The sequence below is a fragment of the Actinoplanes subglobosus genome, from assembly GCF_042650585.1.
Classification (GTDB): Bacteria; Actinomycetota; Actinomycetes; order Mycobacteriales; family Micromonosporaceae; genus Actinoplanes; species Actinoplanes subglobosus.
Window position 1 is genome coordinate 181,393 of record NZ_JBHSBL010000028.1, and the last position, 24,084, is coordinate 205,476.

Genomic DNA, 24,084 nt, shown 5'->3' on the forward strand with positions numbered 1-24,084 from the left:
GCTGGCGGAGCTGACACTGAAGGGTCACGACACCCGCAAATGGAGTCATTGATCAGTTACGGGGTGTTAATAGATCGAGTGCGGATACGTAAGATGTGCCGCATGAATGGGCTCCGATCGGTGCGTCCATCAGGTTTTGTCGCTTTCGGGGCGGTCTGTTCCCTGGCGGTCCTGGTGCTGCTTCCCCTGGCCGTGGCCGGTGCACTGCTGGCCGCGGGGGTGCTGGTTCCGGGCGCGGCGATGGTGCTGGCCGCACGCCGGGGCACCGCCGCGGGGCCGCGCGGCCGGGCTCTGCTGCTCGGCGGCGGGCTCCTCCTGATCGGCGTGACCGGGGTGGCGTACGCGGTCATCACGCTCGCCGAGCCGGAGGTCAGCGTCGACGGCGTTCCGGTGGCGGCACGTCTCTCCCTGGTCGTGCTCGTGCTGGCGATCCTGGTGATGCTGCCCGGGCTCCTGCGCCCGCACCAGCACCGCGACCCTCTCGGCCGGCTGCGGGTGTGCCTCGACACCGTCGGGGTCTCCGCCTGCCTCATCCTCGGCCCCTGGGCGCTCATCTTCAGCGACGGCTACCTGCGGGGCGCCTCGGCGATCGCCACCGTCGTCGGCGCCACCGCGACCGCCCTCGCCGCGGTCGCCGGCGTCCACTCGATCCGGCACCGGGCGGCCCTGCGCTGGGCCGGCCCCGGTGTCGCGCTGACCCTCACGTGCCTGACCGCCCTGGTGATCGCCGCGGACAACCCGGCCAACCCCAACTCGGCCCTGGCCACGGTGGCGGCCGGCGCCGCCGTCAACGCCGCGGCCTGGGTGATGTGGTGGGGCACCGTCAAGGTCGACCCCGACGCCGGCCCGCCGGTCCCCGCCGGTGGCGAACCGGCTGCCGGATTCCCGCTCTTCGCCCTCCCGGTGCTGGGCTCGTCGGTGGCGGTCGCCGCGCGCCTGCTGCACGGCGGCGGCCTGGACGCCACCTCGATCGCCCTGGCCGCGATCGCCCTGATGGCGGTGGCCTCCCGGGAGTTCGTCGCGGCCATCGTCCTGCGCCGGCACGCCGACCTGCTCGCCCACCACGGCAACCGGCTGCGCAGCCTGATGTTCGGCTCGTCCGACGTGGCGATGGTGCTCGACACCGGCCTGGCCGTGTGCTGGCAGTCCCCGGCCGCCGCCCGCCACTTCGGGCTCTCCGACCAGGACGTTCTCGGCCGCCCGATCACCTCCCTCGTGCACCGGGACCAGGCCGGTGAGCTGGAGGAGTTCCTGACCGAGCGGCTCAACCAGGACCGGTTCGACCTCGCCGACGCGCGATCCGTCTCGGCCCGGTTCCGGGACGGCTTCGGCCGCTGGCGCGAGACCGAGTGGACGGCCGGCGGGGCCGACCCGTCGATGCCCGGCCGCAGCCTCGTGCTGCACATCCGGGACATCACCGACCAGCGCGAACTCGAAGAGGCCCTGCAGCAGGCGTCCCACCTGGACCCGCTGACCGGCCTGGCCAACCCCCGCGGGCTGCGCCGCGCCGGCCCGCAGGCCAGCGACGGCGGCGCGCTGATCATGCTGGAGCTCAGCGGGCTCACCGCGATCGCCGACGTGCACGGCGCCGAGCGCTCCGACACGGTCCTCGTCGAGGCGGCGCGCCGGGTGCGTACGCGGATCGGCCCCACCGACGTCGCCGCCCGCGTCGGCGACGCCCGCCTCGCGGTGATGACCCGCAACGGCGCCGTCCGGGCACACCTGCTCGCCAACCAGCTCGTGACCGTGCTGACCGCCCCTTACGAACTCGACGGGGCCAGCGCGCACCTGCTCGTCTGGGCCGGGCTGAGCGACGTGTGCCCTCAGACCGACACCGACGAGGTGCTGCGCCGGGCCGCGCTCGCCCTGCGGATGGCCCGGTCCCAGCCACCCGGCGGCGTCGAGTGGTACGACGAGGCCATCGAGGAACAGCTGGTACGCCGGTCGGCTCTCGAACAGGACCTGCCGACCGCCATCGACCGCAACGAGATCGAGCTGCTCTTCCAGCCGGTGTTCGAGCTGTCCGGCCGGCAGCCGGTCGGCGTCGAGGCGGTCCTCAGCTGGCGGCACCCGACCGTCGGCCGGCTGTCCGCCGGCGAACTGCTGGCCCTCGCCGAGGACCTCGGCATGCTCGGCGACCTGCGCCGGTGGGCGCTGCAACGCACGTGCCGGCAGGTGGCCGCGTGGCGCGCGCAGTACCTACCACTCTGGTTCTCGATCAACGTCCGGCCCGGCGAACTCGGTGAGGAGGTCTTCCACTCCGGCCTCGACGAGGTGCTCGCCGCCCACCGGATCCCCCGGTCGGCGCTGGTCGTCGAGGTCAGCGAGGACGACCTGCACCAGAGCCCGGAATCCGGCGAACGGCTGGCCGAACACCTGCGGCGGCTGCGTACCAGCGACGTCCGCACCGCGGTCGGTCACTTCGGCGCCGGCCCCACCTCACTGAGCCGGCTGCGGGTGCTCCCGGTCGACCTGCTGAAGGTGGACCGCACGGTCTTCAGCCGCCAGGATCCCGCCCCGTCGGCGGTCGGCGCGATCATGGACGTCGCCGTGACCCTGGGCCGCCGCCTCGGCATGGACGTCATCGCCGACGGCCTGACGACCGATGACGACCTCGAGACGGTGTACGCCACCGGGTGCCGTTTCGGCCAGGGCGACCTGTTGGCCCGCCCCATGCCGGCCGAACACGTCGAGGCCTTGATCGAACACTCCCGGGAGGGCGAACACCCTTTCACCCTCTGACCCCGCAACGTCCTCGCCGCAACTCGGCGTGGACATCTCGGCGAGCGGGTGTGGAAGGTCAGTGGGGCTGGGTGAGCAGGGCCGGCAGTGCGGACATGTCGGTGAAGATGTGGGTGGCGCCTGCTGACAGCAGTGCTTCCGGTGGGTTGTGGGTGGGGCTCGACGGCGGGCAGTAGCCGTAGACCGTGGCGCCGGCCGCTACTCCCGCGCGGACTCCGGTGGGGGTGTCCTCGATGACCGCGGTGTGGGACGGGTCGACGTTCAGGGCGGCTGCCGCGGCCAGGTAGACGTCGGGGGCCGGTTTGCTGCGCGGAGTCTCCATGCCGCTGAAGATCCGGCCGGTGAAGACGTCGGCCAGGCCGACCTTGGTCAGCTGCAGCTCCACCTTGTGCCGGTCGGCGCCGCTCGCGCAGGCCAGCCGTCCGCTGTAGAGGCGGTCGATCTCGACGGCCGCGGCGACGGCACCCGGGATCGGCAGCAGGTCGAGGGTGAGGGCGTCGTTGCGGCGTTTGCGGAAGCCGTCCAGCCACTCGTCGGTGACGGTGAAACCGGTGTGGGCCTCGATCACGGCGGTCTCGTCGCGGAGGGCGCGGCCGACGAAGAGCCGGAAGCAGTCGGCCTCGGAGACGGGCCAGCCGAGCTCGTGCAGCATCGTCCGCAGCACGCTGTTGGTGATGGCCTCGGAGTCGACGAGGACCCCGTCGCAGTCGAAGAGCACGGCGGCATAAGGCGGGAGCATGCGCCGACCCTAGCCGCCGGTGGACGGCAACCACCAAAGGCTTTTGCAGGATCTGTCGAAAGTTAGATGTAGATCATGAAGAAGCTGTGGACAGCGGAAGCAAAGGCTTCTACTGTGGCGCATGTAACACATTGACGAAACCTGAATGTCACACCCGACGGGCTCGGGCACGCCGGGGCGTGCGGATATGAGGTCAACCGTGCGTATGACGATCGATCCCCCCTACCTGCGGCTGCTGCGCCTGCTCCGGAACGAGGGCGCCATCTCCCGGGCTGAGCTGGCCGATCGCCTGCAACTTCCCCGTCCCCGGCTGCTCGCCGAGGTCGAGCGCCTGGTCAGCCAGGGCTACGTGGTGGAGGCCGGCATGGCGGCCTCGCGGGGCGGCCGCCGATCCACACTCGTCGAGCTGCACCCCCGGTTGCGGTTCGCCGCCGTCGATCTGGGGGCCAGTTCGATCGATGTGGAGGTCACCAACGGCCGCCTCGAACCGGTCGCCGCCTACACCGAGGAGGCCGACATCCGTTCCGGCCCCAAGGCGATCCTGCACCGGGTCAACGAGTTGCTGGCCAAGGCCCGTGTCGACGGGGCTTACGAGCGGCTCGACGCTATCGGCATCGGTGTGCCGGGGCCGGTCAGTTTCCGCGACGGGGTGCCGGTCTCGCCGCCGATCATGCCGGGCTGGGACCGGTTCGGGGTCCGGGAGCTGCTGACCCGCGAGCACGGATGCCCCGCCGTCGTCGACAACGACGTGAACATCATGGCCGTCGGCGAGCAGCACGGCGGTGTCGCGCACAGCGTTCAGGACTTCCTGTTCGTCAAGGTCGGCACCGGCATCGGCTGCGGTATCTACCTCAACGACGAGGTCTATCGCGGCACCGACGGATGCGCCGGGGACATCGGTCACATCCAGGTCGACCCGCACGGTCCGATGTGTTCGTGCGGCAACGTCGGCTGTCTGGAGGCGTTGTTCAGCGGCACCGCACTGGCCCGGGAGGCACTGGTCGCGGCCCGTGCCGGCACGTCGCAGGCCCTCGCCGACCGGCTCGCCGCCAACGGCACGTTGACCGCCCGTGACGTCGCCGAGGGCGCCAGCGAGGGCGACGTCGCGTGCATCAAGCTCATCCGCGAGGGCGGCCACCGGATCGGTTCGGTGCTGGCGTCGCTGGTCAGTTTCGTCAACCCGTCGATGATCGTGATCGGTGGAGGGCTCGCCCAGCTGGGGCACATCCTGCTGGCCGAGATCCGCAGCGCCGTCTACCGCCGGTCGCTGCCGCTGGCCACCGGCAACCTCCCGATCGTCCTGTCCGAGCTGGGCTCCCGCGCCGGCGTCACCGGAGCCGCGGTGCTGGCCAGCGACGTGGCCTTCGAGCAGGCGTCATGACCGGCCCGGCCGAGACGAGCGAGCACGAGGTCGTTCTGCGACTGACCGACCTGGTCAAGACGTTCCCCGGTGTCAAGGCGCTCGACGGCGTCCAGCTGGAGGTCCGCGCCGGCGAGGTGCACTGTCTGCTCGGCCAGAACGGCGCCGGCAAGTCCACCCTGATCAAGGTGCTGTCCGGCGTGCACCGCCCGGACTCCGGCACCGTCGAGTGGCTCGGCGAGCAGGTGTCGTACGGCAACCCGCAGGCCGCCATGAAGGCCGGGATCGCCACCATCTACCAGGAGCTGGACCTGGTCGACGACCTGACCGTGGCGGAGAACGTCTTCCTCGGCCACGAGCCGCGCCGGCTGGGATTCGTGCGCCGGGGCGCGATGGCCGACCGTACCCGCGGCATCCTCGGCTCTCTCGGGCACGAGGAGATCCCGCCGCGCCGCATGGTCCACGCCCTCCAGGCGGCCGGCAAGCAGGTGGTCAGTATGGCCCGCGCCCTGTCGCAGGAGGCCCGGCTGCTGATCATGGACGAGCCCAGCGCGGTGCTCGCCCACGACGAGGTGGAGAACCTGTTCCGGATCATCCGCCGGCTGACCGCACGGGGTATCGCGGTCATCTACATCTCGCACCGGCTCGAGGAGATCCGCGAGATCGGTGACCGGGTCACCGTGCTGAAGGACGGCCGCACCACGGCGGCCAACCTGTCCGCGGCCGATACCCCCACCAGCGAGCTGGTCAGCCGGATGACCGGACGGACCATCGAGTACGTCTTCCCGCCCCGCCCCGACCAGCCGGAGTCGAGTGACGAGCTGCTGCGCGTACACCGTCTGAGCCGTTCCGGGGAGTTCCGTGACGTGTCGCTCAGTGTCGCCGCAGGCGAGATCGTCGGTATCGCCGGCCTGGTCGGCTCCGGCCGGTCCGAGCTGCTGGAGACCATCTACGGTGCCCGCCGCCCGGACTCCGGCACCGTCGAACTCGCCGGGAAGGCCCTGCGCCCCGGCAGTGTCGGCGCCGCCGTCCGGGCCGGCATGGGCATGGCCCCCGAGGAACGCAAGAGCCAGGCGCTGCTGCTCGGCGAGCCGATCTACCGCAACATGACGCTGGCCACCTTCACCGGTCTGGCCCGTCTCGGTTTCACCAACGCCCGGCGGGAGCGGGCCGAGTCCGACCGGATCGCCGGTTCCCTGGATCTGCGCCCGCTCGACGTCCGCCGGCCGGTGCGCACCCTCTCCGGCGGCAACCAGCAGAAGGTCGTGGTCGGCCGGTGGCTGCTGGGTGACACCCGCCTGCTGCTGCTCGACGAGCCGACCCGGGGCGTGGACGTGGGTGCCCGCGCCGAGCTGTACCGGGTGATCCGGCACCTCGCCGCCCAGGGCGTCGGGGTGCTGCTCGTCTCCAGTGAGGTGCCCGAGGTGCTCGGCCTGTCCGACCGCGTCCTGGTCATGCGGGAGGGCCGGGTCGTCCACGAGGCGCCCTCGACCGACATCGACGAAGACACGGTTCTCGACCTCGTCATGGCGGGGTCGCTCATGGAAGGAGCGCCGGCGTGACCCTCAGCGAAGGCACCGGGCTGCAAGCGCCGGCGCCGACCGGCCCCGAGCCAGCCCTGCCCGGTGGGCGCAAACGGCCGTGGGCCGGTGAGTCCGGCGAGTCGGTGACCCGCAACCTGGTCCTGGTCGGGGTGCTCGTCGCCCTCATCGTGATCGGCGCGATCACCCAGCCGGAGCTCTACAGCAATTCGGCCTGGGTGTGGACCAACATCCTGTCCATCCTGCAGCTGGCCTCGGTCGTCGGCGTGGTGACGGTGGGGATGACCTTCGTCATCATCGGCGGCGGCATCGACCTGTCGGTGGGCGCGATCGTCGCCCTGGCCGGGGTGTGGTGCACGACGGTGGCCACCCAGTCCTACGGCGCCGGCGGCATGATCTTCACCGCGATCGTGGTCGGCGTGGCGGTCGGGCTGGTCAACGGGGTGCTCATCTCGTACGGCCGTCTGGTGCCCTTCATCGCCACCCTGGCGATGCTGGTGTCGGCCCGCGGCCTGGCCGCGGCGATCTCCGGCAAGCAGACGCAGATCTCGTCGAACACCTTCATCAACGGCATCGCGTCCACCAAGATCCTCGGTATCCCGGTGCTGGTCTACATCCTCGCCGCGGTGGCGGTGGCCGGCTGGATCCTGCTGAACCGCACCACCTTCGGCCGCCGCACGGTCGCGGTCGGCGGCAATCCGGAGGCCGCCCGGCTGGCCGGCATCAACGTCAAACGCCACACCATGCTGCTGTACGGCCTGTCGGGTCTCTGCTGCGGCATCGCGGCGATCATGCTCACTTCGCAGGCGACGTCCGCGCAGGCGGCGATGGGCAACCTGTACGAACTCGACGCCATCGCCGCCGCCATCATCGGGGGCACGCTGCTCAGTGGCGGCCGGGGCACGATCGTCGGTTCCATCCTCGGTGTCCTGATCTTCGCGACGATCACGAATCTGTTCGCCATCAACGGCCTCTCCACCGAGGCCCAGAACATGGTGAAGGGCGGCATCATCGTCGCCGCCGTGCTGGTCCAGCAGTTCCGTTTCAAATCCCTCACGCGATTCTTCGCTCGTAACTAAAGGCAATCGAAAAGGCGCGGTGGCCGTTGGTGAAAACGGCCGCCGGGATCCGTACATCCTCATTCGCTCCGCTCTGATGAAGACATAGGAGATGGTCATGTCCAAGATCAATTCCGATCTGTCACGACGCCGGCTTCTGTTCGGCGGCGCCGCGGTGGGTGCGGGGGCCCTGCTCACCGCCTGCACCAGCAACGAGGCGGCGGCACCGACCACGGCTCAGACCAAGGCCGCCGACACCACCGGCGGTGGCAATGCCGCCCCCGGTACGAAGGTCACCATCGGGTTCTCCGCGCCGGCCGCCGACCACGGCTGGATCGCGGCCATCACCAACAACGCCAAGGCGCAGGCCGCCACCTTCAGCGACGTCGAGTTCAAGTCGGTGGAGGCGGGCGCCGACGCCGCCGCCCAGCGGGCCGCGCTGTCCACGTTGATCGGCCAGAAGCCGACCGTGATCGTGCTGCTGCCGCACGACGGCAAGGAACTCAACTCGTTCGGCCTGGAGGCGATGGCGGCCGGCATCCCGGTCGTCAACCTGGACCGCGCGTTCCCCGACGCCCGCGCCTACCGCACCCAGATCATGGGCGACAACTACGGCATGGGCGTGGCCGCCGCCGACTACATCATCACCCAGATGAAGGTCAAAGGCGTCACCAGCCCGATCATCGGCGAGATCGCCGGCATGGACGAGCTGGAGCTGACCCAGACCCGGTCCAAGGGCTTCTCCGAGACCCTGGCCGCGGCCGGGTTCAAGGTCGCCAACCGGCGCGCCGCCCGGTTCACCGTCGACTCCGGACAGCAGGAGGCGTCACAGCTGCTCCAGGCGCTGCCGAAGATGGACGCCCTGTGGAACCACGACGACGACCAGGGCGTCGGCGTGCTGGCCGCGATCAACCAGGCCGGCCGCAGCGAGTTCATCATGGTCGGCGGCGCCGGCTCGAAGCAGGCGATCGAGACGATCCAGGCCGACAACACGGTGCTGAAGGCGACGGTCACCTACAGCCCGTCGATGGCCTCCTCGGCGATCTCGCTGGCCCGCCTGATCGGCCAGAACAAGGGCATGGCCGACCTGGTGGAGCTCCAGGTACCCAAGGAGATCGTGCTGGCCTCGGAAACCATCACGAAGGGGAACGCGAGCAGCTACATCCAGCTCGGGTTCTGACCGCGTACGGGGGGAGACCCATCTTGTCCACGCAATCACATCTGCGGGTCGGCATGGTCGGCTACGCGTTCATGGGCGCCGCGCACTCCCAGGCGTGGCGCACCGTGAACCGTGTCTACGACCTGCCACTGCACGTCCGGATGACGGCGGTCTGCGGCCGGGACGAGGCGAACGTCGCCGCGGCGGCGGCCAAGCTCGGCTGGCAGGAACACACCACCGACTGGCGGTCCCTGGTGACCCGGGACGACATCGATCTGATCGACGTCTGCACCCCCGGTGACAGCCACGCCGAGATCGCGATCGCGGCCCTCGCAGCTGGTAAGCATGTCCTCTGCGAGAAGCCACTGGCGAACACGATCGCCGAGGCCCGGGAGATGGCCGCCGCGGCCGCCCGGGCCGAGGCGGACGGCGTCCGGTCGATGTGCGGATTCAACTACCGGCGCGTGCCAGCGGTCAGCCTGATGCGGCAGTTCGTCGCGGACGGGCGGATCGGCGACATCCGGCACATCCGTGCCGCCTACCTTCAGGACTGGATCACCGATCCACAGTTCCCGCTGGTCTGGCGTCTGCAGAAGGACAAGGCGGGCTCCGGCGCCCTCGGTGACATCGGGGCGCACATCATCGATCTCACCCAGTTCGTCTCGGGTCAGCGCATCACCGGGGTGACCGCGCTGACCGAGACGTTCGTCAAGGAGCGGCCGTTGCCGCAGACCTCCAGCGGGCTCAGCGCCGCCGCTGACGACAACGGCGGCGGTGGTACGGCCACCGGCCCCGTGACCGTCGACGACGCGGCGCTGTTCCTGGCCAGACTGGACGGCGGGGCCATCGCGACCTACGAGGCGACCCGGTTCGCCACCGGCCGCAAGAACGGGCTCCGTGTCGAGATCAACGGCTCGCGTGGCTCGGTGGCGTTCGACTTCGAGCGGATGAACGAGCTGGAGTTCTACGACGCCACCGAACCCTCCGGCGAGCAGGGCTTCACACGCATCCTGGTGACCGAACCCGATCACCCGTACCTGTCGGCGTGGTGGCCGCCGGGTCACGGCATCGGCTACGAGCACGCCTTCACCCACCAGGCCCGCGACCTCGTCGAAGCGATTGCGACCGGCGGCGCGCCGACCCCGTCGTTCGCCGACGCCCTCCAGGTGCAGCTGGTCCTCGACGCGGTGCTGCGCTCCGCGGACCGGGGATCGGGCTGGACCGATGTCGAACCGATCCTCGCGGAGGTGGCCGCCTGACCGGTACAGCCTGACCACCGCGTATGACTTCCCGCCGCCCGCGAGGGTCCGGACACGGTGCGCCCCGTCTCCGGACGGGCGGCGCGGGAGAACCGCCACCCGCCGCGGCACGGAAGGGGATTCCCGTGCCCGGTCCGGGTGGCCCGATGACGGCAGGCGGAGCCGGAACGCCGCACCGGTTCCGCCTGCCCGCCACCTGTCCGCCAACGAATCGGAGTCGACGAATCGGAGGAGTCCTATGTCCCTGGGTGTCTGGCTGGTCGGCGGTCGCGGCAGCGTCGCGGTCACCAGCATCGTCGGAGCTCTCGCGTTGCGCGCCGGTCTGGCCGCGCCGACCGGCTGTGTCACCGAACTACCCGACTTCCGCGTCGCCGGCCTGCCCGGGTTCGGCGATCTGATCTTCGGCGGCCACGACCCGTCGGTGGTGCCGCTGACCAAGCGGGCCGAGGCGCTCGCCGACGCCGGAGTGGTGCCGGCCTCGCTGGTGGCGGCCGTGCATGACGACCTGACCGCCGTCGACGCCGACATCCGGCCGCTGCCGCACGCCGTCACCCAGGCCGCGACGGCCGGTCTGATCGTCGCCGACCTGGTCGAGTTCCGTGAGCGGCACGGCCTGGACCGGGTGGTCGTCGTCAACGTCGCCTCGACCGAGCCGGTCCCGGACGACGATCCCGCCCACGCGAGCCTCGCCCTGCTGGAGGCCGCCCTGCGCGAGGAGCGGGCGGTGCTGCCGTCCAGTGCCCTGCACGCCTACGCCGCGCTGCTGGCCGGCTGCCCCTTCGTCGATTTCACCCCCTCCACCGGCGCCCGGCTGCCCGCGCTGGACGAACTCGCCCGCCGGCAGCAACTGCCCTACACCGGCCGGGACGGCAAGACCGGGGAGACGCTGCTCAAGTCGGTGCTCGCGCCGATGTTCGCGCAGCGCCACCTCGACGTCCGCACGTGGACCGGGATCAACCTGCTCGGCGGCGGTGACGGCGCCAACCTCGCCGACCCGGCCGCCAACAGTGCCAAGAGCGCCAGCAAGCAGCGGGTCCTGGCCGAGACGCTGGGGCAGCAGCCACAGGGGACGGTCCGGATCGAGTACGTCGAGGACATCGGCAACTTCAAGACCGCCTGGGATCTGGTCACGTTCGCCGGTTTCCTGGGCACCCGGATGCGCCTGGAGTTCACCTGGCACGGCTGCGACTCGGCACTGGCCGCGCCGCTCGTGCTGGACCTGGCCCGGCTGACCGCGGCGGCCCACGCCTCCGGACGGTCCGGGCCGCTGACCGAGCTGGCGTTCTTCTTCAAGGACCCGCTCGGCGACGTCCCGCACGGCCTGGCCGACCAATGGCGCCTGCTCGTCGAATTCGCCGCGAGCCTGACCCCGGAAGCGGCGGGGCTGGGAAGCGGAGCGGCGGGGCTGGGAAGCGGAGCGGCGGGGCTGGGAAGCGGAGCGGCGGGGCTGGGAAGCGGAGCGGCGGGGCTGGGAAGCGCAGCGGCGAGGCCGGATGGCGGAGCGGCGGGAAACGACCCGGAAGTCGCGGCATGACCAGGTGGCGGGACATCGCGCGGCTCGTTCGTGCTCCTGCCGCTCTCTCGGTACCGGGTGACGTCGTCGCCGGTGCGGCCGCCGCGGGCACGCTGCGGCCGCGGACGCTGGGGCTGGCGGGGGCGTCGGTCTGCCTCTACTGGGCCGGGATGGCCGCCAACGACTGGGCCGACCGGCACGTCGACGCCGTCGAACGGCCGGACCGGCCCATCCCGTCCGGGCGGGTCCGGCCCTCCACCGCCTTCGGCATCGCCGCCGTACTGACCGGGGCGGGCCTGGGGCTGGCCGCGGCCGCCGGGGGACGGCGTGCGCTCGCGGTCGCGGCGCCACTGGCCGGGGCCGTCTGGACCTACGACCTGGTCGCGAAGAACACCGTGGCGGGACCGGCCGTGATGGCGGCCTGCCGTGGCCTCGACGTGCTGCTCGGTGTCGGCCACGGGCGGCATCGGGCAGCTCTGCCGGCGGCACTCACGGTGGCGGCTCACACGTACCTCATCACGGTCCTGTCCCGCCGCGAGACGACCGGCGCCGATGCCGCGCTGCCCACGGTGACCCTCGCCGGCACCGCGGTAGTGGCCGGTGTCGCCGCCTCCCGGCAGGCGCCCGCCGCCGGGCTGCTGTCGGCCTGGTACGCGGCGCGTTTCGGCGCCGCCCAGCGCCGCGCCGTCGGCAACCCGGACGCCGCCAATCTGCGGGGCGCGGTGGTCGCGGGGATCACCGCGTTCCCCGCGCTGCAGGGCGCCCTGACCGCGAGGGCCGGGTCACCCGCCGCCGGTGTCGCGGTCGCCGGCGCCGCGGTCGTCGCAAAGCACCTGGCCAAGGCGGTGAGCCCGACATGATCCCCGTGGGTGGGCCGGACAAAAAACCCAGCCGGGTCCAGGTGGGTGGGCCGGACAAAAAGCCCAGCCGGGTCCAGGTGGGTGGGCCGGACAGAACGCCCGGCGCGGCGGCGGAGCGCGGCCGGGAAAGTGCCGGCGCGGCCAGGATGCGGTTCGGATACGGCACCAACGGGTTCGCCAACCACCGGCTCGACGACGCGCTCGGGGTGATCGCCGACCTCGGCTACGACGGGGTGGCCCTGACCCTGGACACCGGCCATCTCGACCCGTTCGCCCCGGAGCTGCCCCGGAGGGTCGCCGCGGTGGGAAAGCGGCTGGAAGGGCTGCGCCTCGGCGTGGTGATCGAGACCGGTGCCCGCTACCTGCTCGACCCGTGGCGCAAACACTCGCCGACCCTGCTGGAGGAGGGCCGTGAGCTGCGGCTGGACTTCCTGCGCCGGGCTGTCGACATCGGCGCCGATCTGGGCGCGGAGGCGGTGTCGTTCTGGGCCGGCGTCCAGCCGGCCGAGGTCGGCGACGCCACCGCCTGGGACCGGCTGGTGGACGGCTGCGCACAGACCCTGAAACGGGCTCAGCAGAAGGGTGTGACGCTCGGCTTCGAACCGGAACCGGGCATGCTCGTCGACGACATCGCCGCCTGGCGGAGACTGCACGCCGCCCTCGGCGAGCCGGCCGGATTCGGCATCACTCTCGACATCGGACACTGTCGCTGCCTGGAGCCGATCCCGGTTCCGGACTGTGTCACCGCGGTCGCCGATCACCTGGTCAACGTGCAGATCGACGACATGCGGCGGGGTGTGCACGAACACCTCGAGTTCGGCACCGGGGAGATCGACTTCCCGCCGGTCCTGGCCGCTCTGTCCGCGGCCGGATACCGCGGGCTGGTCGCCGTCGAACTGCCCCGGCACTCCCACGCCGCGCCCACGGTGGCGGCGCAGTCCCTGGACTTCCTGAGAGCCGCCCAGAAGTAGACGAGGAGGCGTCATGGAACAGAACACCTGGCTCGCCGGCGCCGTCGCGCGAGTCGGCGAGGATCCACCGGCGATCGTCCGATTCTTCGCGGCGGCCGGCCGGCACTGTGACGACGCGGAGCGGGCGCGGGCCAGGCTGCTGCTGGCACTGCCGCCCGAGGTTCTGCCTTACTGGATCGACGACCTCTACCGGCACGGCGACGCGAACGAGAAGCTCGCGATCCTCACCGCTCTGCCGGACCTGCCGCTCGGCCCCGAGGGTGTCCCGCTGCTGCACGACGCGATCCGCACCAACGACACCCGGCTGCTCGCCGCGGCGCTCGGCCCCTACTCCCGGCACCTCGATCAGCACGCGTGGCGGCATGCCGTGCTCAAGTGCGTTTTTCTGGCCGTACCCCTGGAGGTGGTGTCCGACCTGGACCACCGTGCCGACCGTGAGCTGACCGCGATGGTGGCCGCTCTCCGCGCGGAGCGCGAGGCGGCCGGACGGCGGCTGCCCCCGGACGCGTATCGCCTTCTCGACCGCATCCCCTGACCGTCCCCGTTGGAGGTCCCGTGCGCATCCTCGACCCGCATATCCACATGACCTCACGTACCACCGACGACTACGAGCGGATGGCGGCGGCCGGAGTCCGAGCCGTCGTCGAACCCGCGTTCTGGCTGGGCCAGCCGCGGACCGGTCCGGGCTCGTTCGCCGACTACTTCGACTCGCTCGTCGGCTGGGAGCCGTTCCGGGCCGCCCAGTTCGGCATCCGCCACCACGCCACCATCGCGCTGAACCCGAAGGAGGCGAACGACCCGCGCTGCCGTGCCGTCCTCGAAATGGTGCCGCGCTATCTCGACAAGGACGCGGTCGTCGCGGTCGGTGAGATCGGCTACGACTCGATGACGCCGGAGGAGGACGAGGCGTTCACCGTACAGCTGGCGATGGCCGTCGAGCACGACCTGCCGGCGCTGGTGCACACCCCGCACCGGGACAAGGCGCACGGCGTCGAACGGACGCTGGACGTGGTCCGGGAGAGCGGCATCGACCCGGGCCGGGTGGTCGTCGACCATCTCAACGAGGTGACCGTCGCCGCCGTGCACGACTCGGGCTGCTGGATGGGGTTCTCCGTCTACCCGGACACCAAGATGTCGCCGCCGCGGATGGTGGAGATCCTGCGTGGGCACGGCCTGGACCGGGTGCTGGTCAACTCGGCCGCCGACTGGGGCAGGTCGGATCCGCTGCTGACCGTGCGGACCGGCGAGGCGATGCTCGCGGCCGGGTTCAGCGACGACGACGTGGACCGGGTGCTGTGGCGTAACCCGGTGGAGTTCTACGGGCAGTCCGGGCGGCTCGATCTCAGCGATGTGAGCGACACCGGGCCGCTCTTCGAGGGCAGCTCGATCCTGCGAGGGGGCAGCTGATGCGCCTGCCTCATCACGGGCGGCCGGTGCATCTGAGCTACTGCACCAACGTGCATCCGGCCGAGGACCTGCCCGGCATCATCGGGCAGCTGGACACCTATGCCGTACCGGTCCGGGAGCGGCTCGGCGCCGACGTGCTCGGTCTCGGGCTGTGGCTGGCGGCGCCGGTGGCCGCCGCTCTGGCCGACGACGGCGAGGCCCGCCGGCTGCTGCGCCGCGAGCTGGACGCCCGCGGCCTGGAGGTGGTCACCCTCAACGGCTTCCCCTACGAGGCGTTCCAGGCGCCGGTCGTCAAACACGCCGTCTACCGGCCGGACTGGACCAGCGTGGCGCGGCTGGACTACACCCTCGACCTGGCCCGCATCCTGGTCGACCTGCTGCCCGACGACGCCGAACGCGGCTCGGTGTCGACGCTGCCGCTGGCCTGGCGCGAACCGTGGCGGGCCGCCCAGCGCGACGCCGCCCGGCACATGCTCGACCGGCTCGCCGGTGGTCTCGCCGAGATCGCCTGGCAGACCGGCCGGGTGGTGCGGGTCGCGTTCGAACCCGAGCCGGGCTGTGTCGCCGAGACCACCACGCAGGCCGTCGGCATGCTGGCCGGCGCCGACACCGACCGCCTCGGTGTCTGCCTGGACCTGGCCCACCTGGCGTGCGCATGGGAGGATCCGCTCGTCTCGGTGCGGGAACTCGCCGCTGCCGGGATCCCGGTCGTCAAGGTGCAGGTGTCGGCCGCCCTGGAGGTCGGTGATCCGGTCGCCGCGCGCCCGGTTCTGGAGCGGTACGCCGAACCCCGGTTCCTGCACCAGACCCGCAGCTCGGCCGGTCACGCCTGCGACGACCTGGACGAGGCCCTGGCCGAGAACCCGCCCGGACCGTGGCGCATCCACTTCCACGTCCCGCTGCACGCGCCACCGGAGCCGCCGCTGACCGCCACCACACCGCTGCTGCGGGAGGCGCTGGCCGTGGTGGAGTGCGACCACTTCGACGTGGAGACGTACACCTGGGACGTCCTGCCCGCCGGGCAGCGGCCCACCTCATCGGCGGAGCTGGCCGACGGCATCGCCGGTGAACTCGCCTGGGCCCGTGACCAGCTGACCGGGGTGACAGCGTGACGAAACTCGTGGTCCTCGACGTCGTGGGCCTGACCCCGCGGCTGCTCGAACACATGCCCCGGCTGCGGTCGATCGGTGCCGCCGTCCGCCTCGACCCGGTCCTCCCGGCCGTCACCTGCTCGGTGCAGGCGACCCTGCTGACCGGTGAGACCCCGGCCGGTCACGGCATCGTCGGCAACGGCTGGTACTTCCGGGACCTCGGCGAGGTGTTCCTCTGGCGTCAGCACCACGCCCTGGTCGGCGGGGAGAAGGTCTGGCAGGCCGCCCGCCGCCGGGACTCGGGTTACACGGTCGCCAACATCTGCTGGTGGTACGCCATGGGCGCGGACGTGAACTGGACGGTGACGCCCCGCCCGATCTACCACGCCGACGGCCGTAAGGATCCGGACTGCTACACCGACCCGCCCGAGCTGCACGACGACCTGACGGCGGCGCTCGGCACGTTCCCGCTCTTCTCCTACTGGGGTCCGGGCGCGGGCCTGGAGTCGTCGCGCTGGATCTGCCGGGCCGCGGTCCGGGTGATGGCGGCCCACGATCCGGATCTGACCCTGGTCTACGTCCCGCACCTCGATTACGACCTGCAGCGGTACGGCCCGGACGACCCGCGCGCGGCGGCCGCGGCGGCCGAGCTCGACGAGGTCCTCGGCCCGCTGCTGGAGGCCGCGAGGGCGCGCGACGCGACGGTGGTGGCGCTGTCCGAGTACGGGATCACGCCCGTGCACCGGCCCGTCGACGTCAACCGGCTGCTGCGCGAGCACGGCCTGCTGCGGGTGTACACGCAGGCGGGCATGGAGTACCTGGACCCGTGGACGTCCCGGGCGTTCGCCGTCGCCGACCACCAGGTGGCCCACGTCTACGTGCGTGACCCGGCCGACGTGCCGAAGGTGGCGGCGCTGCTGGCCGGGCTGCCGGGGGTCGCCGAGGTGCACGACGGCCTCGGTCATGAGCGCTCCGGCGAGCTGGTGCTGGTGGCCGAGCCGGACGCGTGGTTCACCTACTACTACTGGCTCGACGACGACCGGGCCCCGGATTTCGCGCGTCTCGTCGACATCCACCGCAAGCCCGGTTACGACCCGGCCGAACTGTTCTTCGACCCGGCCGATCCGTCCGCCGCGAAACGACGGGCCGCCGTGGCCCTGGCCCGCAAGAAGCTCGGCATGCGCTACCTGATGCGGGTGGTCGGTCTGGACGCGGGAGCGCGGGCGGTCCGCGGCTCGCACGGCCGGCTCCCGGACCGGGCCGAGGACGCACCGGTGCTGCTGTGCTCCGATCCGGCGGTGGCCGTCGACCGGATCGCCGCGACCGAGGTGAAGAGTCTGCTGCTGCGCCTGGCCGGTCGGTAGGGGAGGGCGCCGTGACACTACGGGCCCGGTTCGACGACCGGCTCACCGACTTCCTCACCGGCCAGGGTCCACAATGGCCGGAGGGCGCTCCCCGCGGGCTGCTCGGTGTCCTCCAGCGGTTCGTGCTGGCCGGCGGGAAGCGGCTGCGCCCGATGTTCTGCTACTGGGGCTGGCGCAGTGCGGGTGGCGAGGACGGCCCCGGCATCATGACGGCCGCCGCCGCTCTGGAGATCTTCCACGCGTTCGCGCTGATCCACGACGACATCATGGACGGCAGCGACCGCCGGCGCGGCGAGCCGTCGATGCACGCTCTCTTCGCCGACCTGCACACCCGGTCGGCGTGGCGGGGCGACCCGGACCGGTACGGCCGCAACACCGCCCTGCTCTGTGGTGACCTGTGCGCGGCCTGGGCCGACCAGATGTTCCACGGCTGCGGGCTGAGCGACGAGCAGATCACCCGGGGCTATGCGGTGTTCGGGGCGATGCGGACCGAGGTGATCGCCGGGCAGTACCTGGACCTGGTCTCCGGGGTCGGCGACGGTTCCGCGGCCAGCGCGCTGACCGTCATCCGGCTCAAGGCCGCCCGGTACACGGTGACCCGTCCGCTCCAGATCGGCGCCGCGCTGGCCGGTGCCGACGACAAGCTGCTGGAGACGTACGCCGCCTTCGGTGACCCGCTGGGTGACGCCTTCCAGTTGCGCGACGACGTGCTCGGGGTCTTCGGCGACCCGGCGGTGACCGGCAAGTCGATAGTGGACGACCTGCGGGAGGGCAAGCGGACGGTGATGATGGCGCTGGCCCGGGAGGCGGCCGACTACCACCAGGCGGCCCGCATCCGGGAACTGCTGGGCTGCCCCGACCTGGACGAGGGCGGGGCGGCCGAGTTGCGCAGGATCATCGTCGACACCGGCGCGCGGGAGGGTGTCGAGCGGATGATCGGGCTGCGGGTGGGTGCGGCCCTGTCGGCGCTGGCCGGGGCCGGGATCCCGGCGGAGGTGGAGGCGGCGCTGACCGCTCTGGCGCACGAGACAGTTCACCGTCAGCGTTGAAAAGTTCCGCTCGTAGTGACAAAAGTCGATGGTTTCCTTACTGTTTCAGAACGATGACGCCGGCGGCGCGGCGATGAAATCCGCTTCGGAGGGATGGCAGAGCCATGTCCATTTTGTTCCGCCGCCGTGTGTGGGCGTTGGTGATTCTCGTCCTCGCCCTGGCGCAGGCCCCAGCCCGGGCCCACCCGGTCGACCCCGCCGACTTCCAGCAGGTCACGCTGGCCAAGGGGGAACCCGAGGTGGGTGAGCCGATGAGCCTCGCCGTGCTGCCGGACCGGTCCGTCCTGCACACCGCCCGCAACGGCACGCTGCGCCGCACCGACGCGGCCGGCACCACCGCCGTCGTCGGCACGCTCGCCGTCTACGCCCACGACGAGGAGGGCCTTCAGGGTGTCGGCGTCGACCCCGGTTTCGCCACCAACCGCTTCATCTACCTCTACTACGCCCCGCCGCTGAACACGCCGGCCGGCGACGCCCCGGACACCGGCACCGACTTCTCCGCCTGGAACGGCGTCAACCGGCTGTCCCGGTTCACCCTCACCGCCGACTGGAAGCTCAGCGCCGAGCGCACGATCCTCGACGTGCCGGCCAGCCGCGGCATCTGCTGCCACGTCGGCGGTGACATCGACTTCGACGCGGCCGGCAACCTCTACCTGTCGACCGGCGACGACAGCAACCCGTTCCAGTCCGACGGCTACGCCCCACTGGACGAGCGCGCGGACCGCAACCCGGCCTTCGACGCGCAGCGGACCGCGGGCAACACCAACGACCTGCGCGGCAAGGTCCTGCGCATCAAGGTCAACGCCGACGGCACGTACACGTCGCCGGCCGGCAACCTGTTCGCGCCGGGCACGGCCGGTACCCGGCCGGAGATCTACGCGATGGGGTTCCGCAACCCGTTCCGGATGACCGTCGACAAGGCGACCGGTGTGGTCTACCTCGGCGACTACGGCCCGGACGCCGGATCCTCCTCGGCCCGCGGACCCAGCGGCCAGGTCGAGTTCAACCGGATCACCAGCCCCGGCAACTACGGCTGGCCCTACTGCACGGGCACCAACACGGCCGCCGAGACCTACGCCGACTACGACTTCGCCACCGGCGCCCTCGGCGCCAAGTTCAACTGCGCGGGCGGTCCGGTCAACAACTCCGCCCGCAACACCGGGTTGCAGACCCTTCCGGCGGCGAGAACGGCCTGGATACGGTACGGGGGAGATGCCGGCACCCCGGCGGAGTTCGGTGGCGGTTCCGAATCCCCGATGGGCGGCCCGGTCTACCGCTACGACGCCGGGAACCCGTCCACGACGAAGTTCCCGCAGTCACTGGACGGCCACTTCTTCGCCGCCGAGTTCGGCCGCGGCTGGATCAAGCCGATCCACGTCGGCAGCGACGGCGCGGTGGGCGAGATCTCGAACTTCACCTGGAACGGCAAACAGGTGATGGACCTGGCGTTCGGCCCCGACGGTGCGCTCTACGTCCTGGACTACGGCACCGGCTACTTCAACGGCGACGCCAACTCGGCCCTGTACCGCTACGACTACGTCGGCGGCGGCAACAAGGCCCCGACCGCCAACGCCACCAGCGACAGGACGTCCGGCCAGGCGCCGCTGACCGTCCAGTTCTCCTCGGCCGGCTCCACCGACCCCGAGGGCTCCGCGCTCACCTACGCCTGGAACTTCGGCGACGGCGGCACGTCCACCGCGGCCAACCCGTCGCACACGTTCACGGCCAACGGTTCCTACAACGTCACCCTCACCGTCACCGACCCGCAGGGCGCCTCCGGCAGCGACAGCGTCCAGATCGGCGTCGGCAACACGGCCCCGGCGGTACGGATCAACCTGCCCGGCGACGGTCAGGTGTTCAACTTCGGCGACACCGTGCCCTACTCGGTCACCGTCACCGACCCCGAGGACACGCCGATCGACTGCACCAGGGTCAAGATGACCTACGTGCTCGGCCACGACCAGCACGGACACCAGATCACCTCGAAGACCGGGTGCACCGGCTCGCTGACCATCCCGGTCGACGGCGAGCACGACACCGCGGCGAACATCTTCGCGGTGTTCGACGCCGAGTACACCGACGCGGGCGGGCTCACCACCCACACCCAGCACACGCTGCAACCCGCCCACCGGCAGGCCGAGCACTACCGGACGTCGGCCGGGATCGGTGTCTTCGACAAGCCGGAGGCCGAGGGCGGCAAGACCGTCGGTGACATCCACAACGGTGACTGGATCGCGTTCCAGCCGTACCAGCTCGGCAACGTCACCCGGGTCACCGCCCGCGTCTCGTCGGCCGGGGCCGGCGGCACTCTCCAGGTCCGTGCCGGGTCCGCCACCGGAACCGTCCTCGGTTCGGTCGCCGTCCCGGTCACCGGCGGCTGGAACGTCTTCACCGACGTCAGCGCCGCGCTCACCGGTCCGCCGGCCGGCACCACCACGCTGTACCTGACGTTCAGTGGCGGCACGGGCGCGCTCTTCGACGTCGACGCGTTCACCCTCACCACCGCCCGGAGCGGGCCGGTCACCGGCCTCGCGGGCAAGTGCCTGGACGTCAGTGGCGGCGGTGTCACCGACGGCACGAAGATCCAGCTGTACACCTGCAACGGCTCCGGCGCCCAGGTGTGGTCGGTCAACGGCCAGGTCCTGCGTAACCCGCAGTCCGGCAAGTGCCTGGACGTGGCCGGTGGCAACACCGTGAACGGCACCAAGGCGCAGCTGTGGACCTGCAACGGCACCGGCGCCCAGAACTGGGCCGCCCAGCCCGACCGGACGCTGCGCAACCCGGTGTCCGGCCGGTGCCTGGACGTGTCGCAGAACAGCTCCGCCGACGGGCAGCAGATCCACATCTGGGACTGCCTCGGCGCCGCCAACCAGCAGTGGAACCTGCCTCAGTGAGGAGAGAGCCCATGCTTGCCCGAGCCATCGTCGCCGCGGTGACCACCGTGGCGTGCACCGCCGTGGCGACGCCCGTCGCCGCCGTCGCCGCCTACGACGTGCTGGTCTTCTCCAAGACCGCCGGCTTCCGGCACGACTCCATCGCCGCCGGTGTCCAGGCGATCCGCGACCTGGGCGCGGCGAACAACTTCACCGTGACCGCCACCGAGGACGCCACCGCCTTCACCGCCACCAACCTGGCCCGTTTCGAGACGGTCGTCTTCCTCAACACCACCGGTGACGTCCTCGACGCCGGACAGCAGACCGCCTTCGAGTCCTACATCCGGGCCGGTGGCGGCTACACCGGCGTGCACGCGGCCGCCGACACCGAATACGACTGGCCCTTCTACGGCCAGCTCGTCGGCGCGTACTTCGCCTCCCACCCGGCGGTCCAGCAGGCGACCGTCGAAGTCGAGGACCGGGCGCACGCGGCCACCGCGCACCTGCCGCAGACCTGGCCGCGCACCGACGAGTGGTACGACTACCGCACCAACGCCCGCAGCACCGCCCACGTGCTGGCCACCCTCGACGAGAGCTCCTACTCCGGCGGCCAGATGGGCGCCGACCACCCGCACGCCTGGTGCAGGACGGTCGACGCGGGCCGTTCCTTCTACACCGGCGGCGGCCACACCCAGTCCGCCTACGGCGAGACCGCCTTCCGGGCCCACCTGCTCGGCGGCATCCGCTACACGGCCAAGCGCACGAACGCCGACTGCCGGCCGGAGACCGGCTACACCGCGCTCTACAACGGGTCGACGACCGGCTGGTCGCAGGCCGGGCCGGGCGCCTTCACCAACACCGACGCCACCCTGACGTCGACCGGTGGCATGGGCCTGTACTGGTACTCGGCGAAGCAGTTCACCAACTATTCGCTCAAGCTCGACTGGAAGCTGGCCGGTGACGACAACACCGGTGTCTTCATCGGCTTCCCGCCGTCGACCGACCCGTGGTCGGCGGTGAACAACGGCTACGAGATCCAGATCGACGCCACCGACGCCGCCGACCGCACCACCGGGTCGGTCTACACGTTCAAGGCCGCGGACATCGCCGCGCGCGACGCCGCGCTCAACCCGCCGGGGGAGTGGAACACCTACGAGCTCCTGGTCGAGGGCGAGCGCCTGCAGGTCTTCCTCAACAGCGTCAAGATCAACGACTTCACCAACACCGATCCGGTACGGTCGCTCGCCGGCCACATCGGCATCCAGAACCACGGTGACGGCGACGACGCGTCGTTCCGCAACATCCGGATCAAGGAGCTGGGCGGGCCGGTCACGCCGGGTGGGCCGGTCGTCGGGCTGGCCGGCAAGTGCCTGGACGTCAGCAACGGCGGCTCGGCCGACGGCACCAAGGTCCAGTTGTGGACCTGCAACGGCAGTGGCGCCCAGCGCTGGCAGGTCACCGGCCAGGTGTGGCGCAACCCGCAGTCGAACAAGTGCCTGGACGTGGCCGGCGGCGGCACCGCCAACGGCACCAAGGCGCAGCTGTGGACCTGTAACGGCAGTGGAGCGCAGAGCTGGGCGGCGCAGGCGAACGGCACGGTGCGCAACCCGCAGTCCGGCCGATGCCTGGACGTGTCGCAGAACAGCTCGGCCGACGGCCAGCAGATCCACATCTGGGACTGTCACACCGCCGCGAACCAGCAGTGGCGGCTTCCCTAAGGTCCGACCGGCGATTAGGGTGGGTTGCGGTGACCGTGGACACAGCGGTGTCCGGGACGGGAGGCGCAACCCACCCCGGCATGCCCGCCGCGACCTGCCCTGACCGCTCACCACTCACCGGCTCCTCGCGCCGGGCATCGAATCCCACTTTCTGAGCCACCGCTGCGAGGAAGTGAGAACATGGCCCGTCCGATCACTCTGTTCACCGGCCAGTGGGCCGACCTGCCGTTCGACGAGGTGTGCCGGCTGGCGTCCGGCTGGGGCTACGACGGCCTGGAGATCGCCTGCTGGGGCGACCATTTCGAGGTCGACAAGGCGCTCGCCGACGACGGCTACATCGAGCGCAAGCGCGAGACCCTGGCCAAGCACAACCTCCAGGTCTTCGCGATCTCCAACCACCTGGTCGGGCAGGCCGTCTGCGACCACCCGATCGACGAGCGGCACCAGGACATCCTGCCCGCCCGGATCTGGGGCGACGGCGAACCCGAGGGGGTACGCCGCCGTGCCGCCGAGGAGATCAAGGACACCGCCCGGGCCGCGGCGGCGCTCGGGGTCCGTACCGTCGTCGGATTCACCGGATCCTCGATCTGGCACACCCTGGCCATGTTCCCGCCGGTGCCGCCGTCGATGATCGAGCGTGGCTACCAGGACTTCGCCGACCGGTGGAACCCGATCCTCGACGTCTTCGACGAGGTCGGCGTCCGGTTCGCGCACGAGGTGCACCCCAGCGAGATCGCGTACGACTACTGGACCACCAAGCGCACCCTGGAGGCCATCGGGCACCGGCCCGCCTTCGGCCTGAACTGGGACCCGTCGCACTTCGTCTGGCAGGAACTCGACCCGGTCAACTTCATCTTCGACTTCGCCGACCGCATCTACCACGTGGACTGCAAGGACGCGAAGGTCCGCACCGGCGACGGGCGCCGCGGCCGGCTCAGCTCCCACCTGCCGTGGGCCGACCTGCGGCGCGGCTGGGACTTCGTCTCCACCGGCCACGGCGACGTGCCATGGGAGGACTGCTTCCGGGCGCTGAACGCGATCGGCTACGACGGCCCGATCTCCGTCGAGTGGGAGGACGCCGGTATGGATCGCCTGGTCGGCGCGCCCGAGGCCCTCGAGTTCGTACGCCGCCTGGCGTTCGACGCCCCGTCGGCGGCGTTCGACGCCGCCTTCTCGTCCCACCAGTAGAACCGCTGTCCGGCCGGGGCCGGGTGCGATCGCGCCCGGCCACCCGCTGCTGCCCTTTTATCTCAGCGAGCAAAAGTTACAGTGTTTCATTCAGATGTTTCTCTAGTGACAATCGTGAATCGGCGGTAACGTGCGATACGGAAGCCACTCTGCGCAGAAGTTGCCGCATGCGGGTCGCCGCCACCGGACTTC

18 protein-coding genes are annotated in these 24,084 nt (G+C 71.2%); 17 read left to right on the forward strand and 1 reads right to left on the reverse strand.

What is annotated here, in order from left to right; all coding sequences use genetic code 11:
- Nucleotides 1-102: 102 nt before the first annotated feature.
- Nucleotides 103-2,742, forward strand: a complete 2,640-nt coding sequence (locus ACFO0C_RS41320; protein WP_378072292.1) for an EAL domain-containing protein — start codon at nucleotides 103-105, stop codon at nucleotides 2,740-2,742.
- 58 nt (nucleotides 2,743-2,800) lie between these two features.
- On the opposite strand, the gene ACFO0C_RS41325 is transcribed toward ACFO0C_RS41320, so the two are convergent.
- Nucleotides 2,801-3,481, reverse strand: coding sequence for an HAD family hydrolase (locus ACFO0C_RS41325; RefSeq protein WP_378072293.1), 681 nt, complete (start codon nucleotides 3,479-3,481; stop codon nucleotides 2,801-2,803).
- Between the two features lie 205 nt (nucleotides 3,482-3,686).
- Here ACFO0C_RS41325 and ACFO0C_RS41330 point away from each other — a divergent pair, with 205 nt between their 5' ends.
- The 16 genes from ACFO0C_RS41330 to ACFO0C_RS41405 all read left to right on the forward strand — a co-directional run bounded on the left by ACFO0C_RS41330 (nucleotide 3,687) and on the right by ACFO0C_RS41405 (nucleotide 23,892).
- Nucleotides 3,687-4,862 (forward strand): ROK family protein, encoded by a 1,176-nt coding sequence (locus tag ACFO0C_RS41330; RefSeq protein ID WP_378072294.1) that lies wholly within the window; start codon nucleotides 3,687-3,689, stop codon nucleotides 4,860-4,862.
- The gene (locus ACFO0C_RS41335) at nucleotides 4,859-6,403 is read left to right on the forward strand and encodes a sugar ABC transporter ATP-binding protein (RefSeq protein ID WP_378072295.1); all 1,545 of its coding nucleotides are present in this window, start codon (nucleotides 4,859-4,861) and stop codon (nucleotides 6,401-6,403) included. Before ACFO0C_RS41330 ends, ACFO0C_RS41335 begins: the two co-directional genes overlap by 4 nt.
- Nucleotides 6,404-6,459: 56 nt before the next feature.
- Nucleotides 6,460-7,461, forward strand: coding sequence for an ABC transporter permease (locus ACFO0C_RS41340; RefSeq protein WP_378072636.1), 1,002 nt, complete (start codon nucleotides 6,460-6,462; stop codon nucleotides 7,459-7,461).
- Nucleotides 7,462-7,558: 97 nt separating this feature from the next.
- Nucleotides 7,559-8,620, forward strand: a complete 1,062-nt coding sequence (locus tag ACFO0C_RS41345) for a substrate-binding domain-containing protein (protein WP_378072296.1) — start codon at nucleotides 7,559-7,561, stop codon at nucleotides 8,618-8,620.
- A 53-nt stretch (nucleotides 8,621-8,673) separates the two neighbouring features.
- Nucleotides 8,674-9,858, forward strand: a complete 1,185-nt coding sequence (locus ACFO0C_RS41350; protein WP_378072637.1) for a Gfo/Idh/MocA family protein — start codon at nucleotides 8,674-8,676, stop codon at nucleotides 9,856-9,858.
- A 238-nt stretch (nucleotides 9,859-10,096) separates the two neighbouring features.
- Nucleotides 10,097-11,392, forward strand: coding sequence for an inositol-3-phosphate synthase (locus ACFO0C_RS41355; RefSeq protein WP_378072297.1), 1,296 nt, complete (start codon nucleotides 10,097-10,099; stop codon nucleotides 11,390-11,392).
- The gene (locus tag ACFO0C_RS41360) at nucleotides 11,389-12,231 is read left to right on the forward strand and encodes an SCO3242 family prenyltransferase (RefSeq protein WP_378072298.1); all 843 of its coding nucleotides are present in this window, start codon (nucleotides 11,389-11,391) and stop codon (nucleotides 12,229-12,231) included. The genes ACFO0C_RS41355 and ACFO0C_RS41360 overlap by 4 nt, the downstream gene beginning before the upstream one ends.
- 146 nt (nucleotides 12,232-12,377) lie before the next feature.
- Complete coding sequence (locus ACFO0C_RS41365) at nucleotides 12,378-13,202, forward strand: sugar phosphate isomerase/epimerase family protein (protein ID WP_378072299.1); 825 nt, start codon at nucleotides 12,378-12,380, stop codon at nucleotides 13,200-13,202.
- Between the two features lie 13 nt (nucleotides 13,203-13,215).
- On the forward strand, nucleotides 13,216-13,737 hold the full coding sequence (locus ACFO0C_RS41370; RefSeq protein ID WP_378072300.1) for an EboA domain-containing protein: 522 nt from the start codon (nucleotides 13,216-13,218) through the stop codon (nucleotides 13,735-13,737).
- Between the two features lie 20 nt (nucleotides 13,738-13,757).
- Entirely contained in the window at nucleotides 13,758-14,609 is an 852-nt protein-coding gene (locus tag ACFO0C_RS41375; RefSeq protein WP_378072301.1) for a TatD family hydrolase, read from the forward strand.
- Nucleotides 14,609-15,721 carry a metabolite traffic protein EboE gene (eboE, locus tag ACFO0C_RS41380; protein ID WP_378072302.1) on the forward strand — a complete coding sequence of 371 codons (1,113 nt, stop codon included), beginning with the start codon at nucleotides 14,609-14,611 and terminating at the stop codon, nucleotides 15,719-15,721. Before ACFO0C_RS41375 ends, eboE begins: the two co-directional genes overlap by 1 nt.
- Nucleotides 15,718-17,064: a nucleotide pyrophosphatase/phosphodiesterase family protein gene (locus tag ACFO0C_RS41385; RefSeq protein ID WP_378072303.1), complete on the forward strand. Its 1,347-nt coding sequence runs from the start codon at nucleotides 15,718-15,720 to the stop codon at nucleotides 17,062-17,064. The genes eboE and ACFO0C_RS41385 overlap by 4 nt, the downstream gene beginning before the upstream one ends.
- A gap of 11 nt (nucleotides 17,065-17,075) precedes the next feature.
- Nucleotides 17,076-18,113, forward strand: a complete 1,038-nt coding sequence (locus ACFO0C_RS41390) for a polyprenyl synthetase family protein (protein ID WP_378072304.1) — start codon at nucleotides 17,076-17,078, stop codon at nucleotides 18,111-18,113.
- A gap of 104 nt (nucleotides 18,114-18,217) precedes the next feature.
- The gene (locus tag ACFO0C_RS41395; RefSeq protein ID WP_378072305.1) at nucleotides 18,218-21,007 is read left to right on the forward strand and encodes a PQQ-dependent sugar dehydrogenase; all 2,790 of its coding nucleotides are present in this window, start codon (nucleotides 18,218-18,220) and stop codon (nucleotides 21,005-21,007) included.
- An 11-nt stretch (nucleotides 21,008-21,018) separates the two neighbouring features.
- On the forward strand, nucleotides 21,019-22,704 hold the full coding sequence (locus tag ACFO0C_RS41400) for a ThuA domain-containing protein (protein WP_378072306.1): 1,686 nt from the start codon (nucleotides 21,019-21,021) through the stop codon (nucleotides 22,702-22,704).
- Nucleotides 22,705-22,884: 180 nt separating this feature from the next.
- Nucleotides 22,885-23,892, forward strand: coding sequence for a sugar phosphate isomerase/epimerase family protein (locus ACFO0C_RS41405; RefSeq protein WP_378072307.1), 1,008 nt, complete (start codon nucleotides 22,885-22,887; stop codon nucleotides 23,890-23,892).
- The last annotated feature ends 192 nt before the right edge of the window (nucleotides 23,893-24,084 follow it).

Excerpts from the sequence above, each read along its gene's own strand:
- ACFO0C_RS41320 (WP_378072292.1), top strand. The coding sequence starts at position 103 with ATGAATGGGCTCCGATCGGTGCGTCCATCAGGTTTTGTCGCTTTCGGG.
- ACFO0C_RS41345 (WP_378072296.1), top strand. The coding sequence starts at position 7,559 with ATGTCCAAGATCAATTCCGATCTGTCACGACGCCGGCTTCTGTTCGGC.
- ACFO0C_RS41400 (WP_378072306.1), top strand. The coding sequence starts at position 21,019 with ATGCTTGCCCGAGCCATCGTCGCCGCGGTGACCACCGTGGCGTGCACC.
- ACFO0C_RS41365 (WP_378072299.1), top strand. The coding sequence starts at position 12,378 with ATGCGGTTCGGATACGGCACCAACGGGTTCGCCAACCACCGGCTCGAC.
- ACFO0C_RS41360 (WP_378072298.1), top strand. The coding sequence starts at position 11,389 with ATGACCAGGTGGCGGGACATCGCGCGGCTCGTTCGTGCTCCTGCCGCT.
- ACFO0C_RS41330 (WP_378072294.1), top strand. The coding sequence starts at position 3,687 with ATGACGATCGATCCCCCCTACCTGCGGCTGCTGCGCCTGCTCCGGAAC.
- ACFO0C_RS41355 (WP_378072297.1), top strand. The coding sequence starts at position 10,097 with ATGTCCCTGGGTGTCTGGCTGGTCGGCGGTCGCGGCAGCGTCGCGGTC.
- ACFO0C_RS41335 (WP_378072295.1), top strand. The coding sequence starts at position 4,859 with ATGACCGGCCCGGCCGAGACGAGCGAGCACGAGGTCGTTCTGCGACTG.
- ACFO0C_RS41350 (WP_378072637.1), top strand. The coding sequence starts at position 8,674 with ATGGTCGGCTACGCGTTCATGGGCGCCGCGCACTCCCAGGCGTGGCGC.
- eboE (WP_378072302.1), top strand. The coding sequence starts at position 14,609 with ATGCGCCTGCCTCATCACGGGCGGCCGGTGCATCTGAGCTACTGCACC.
- ACFO0C_RS41325 (WP_378072293.1), bottom strand. The coding sequence starts at position 3,481 with ATGCTCCCGCCTTATGCCGCCGTGCTCTTCGACTGCGACGGGGTCCTC.
- ACFO0C_RS41370 (WP_378072300.1), top strand. The coding sequence starts at position 13,216 with ATGGAACAGAACACCTGGCTCGCCGGCGCCGTCGCGCGAGTCGGCGAG.
- ACFO0C_RS41395 (WP_378072305.1), top strand. The coding sequence starts at position 18,218 with ATGTCCATTTTGTTCCGCCGCCGTGTGTGGGCGTTGGTGATTCTCGTC.
- ACFO0C_RS41405 (WP_378072307.1), top strand. The coding sequence starts at position 22,885 with ATGGCCCGTCCGATCACTCTGTTCACCGGCCAGTGGGCCGACCTGCCG.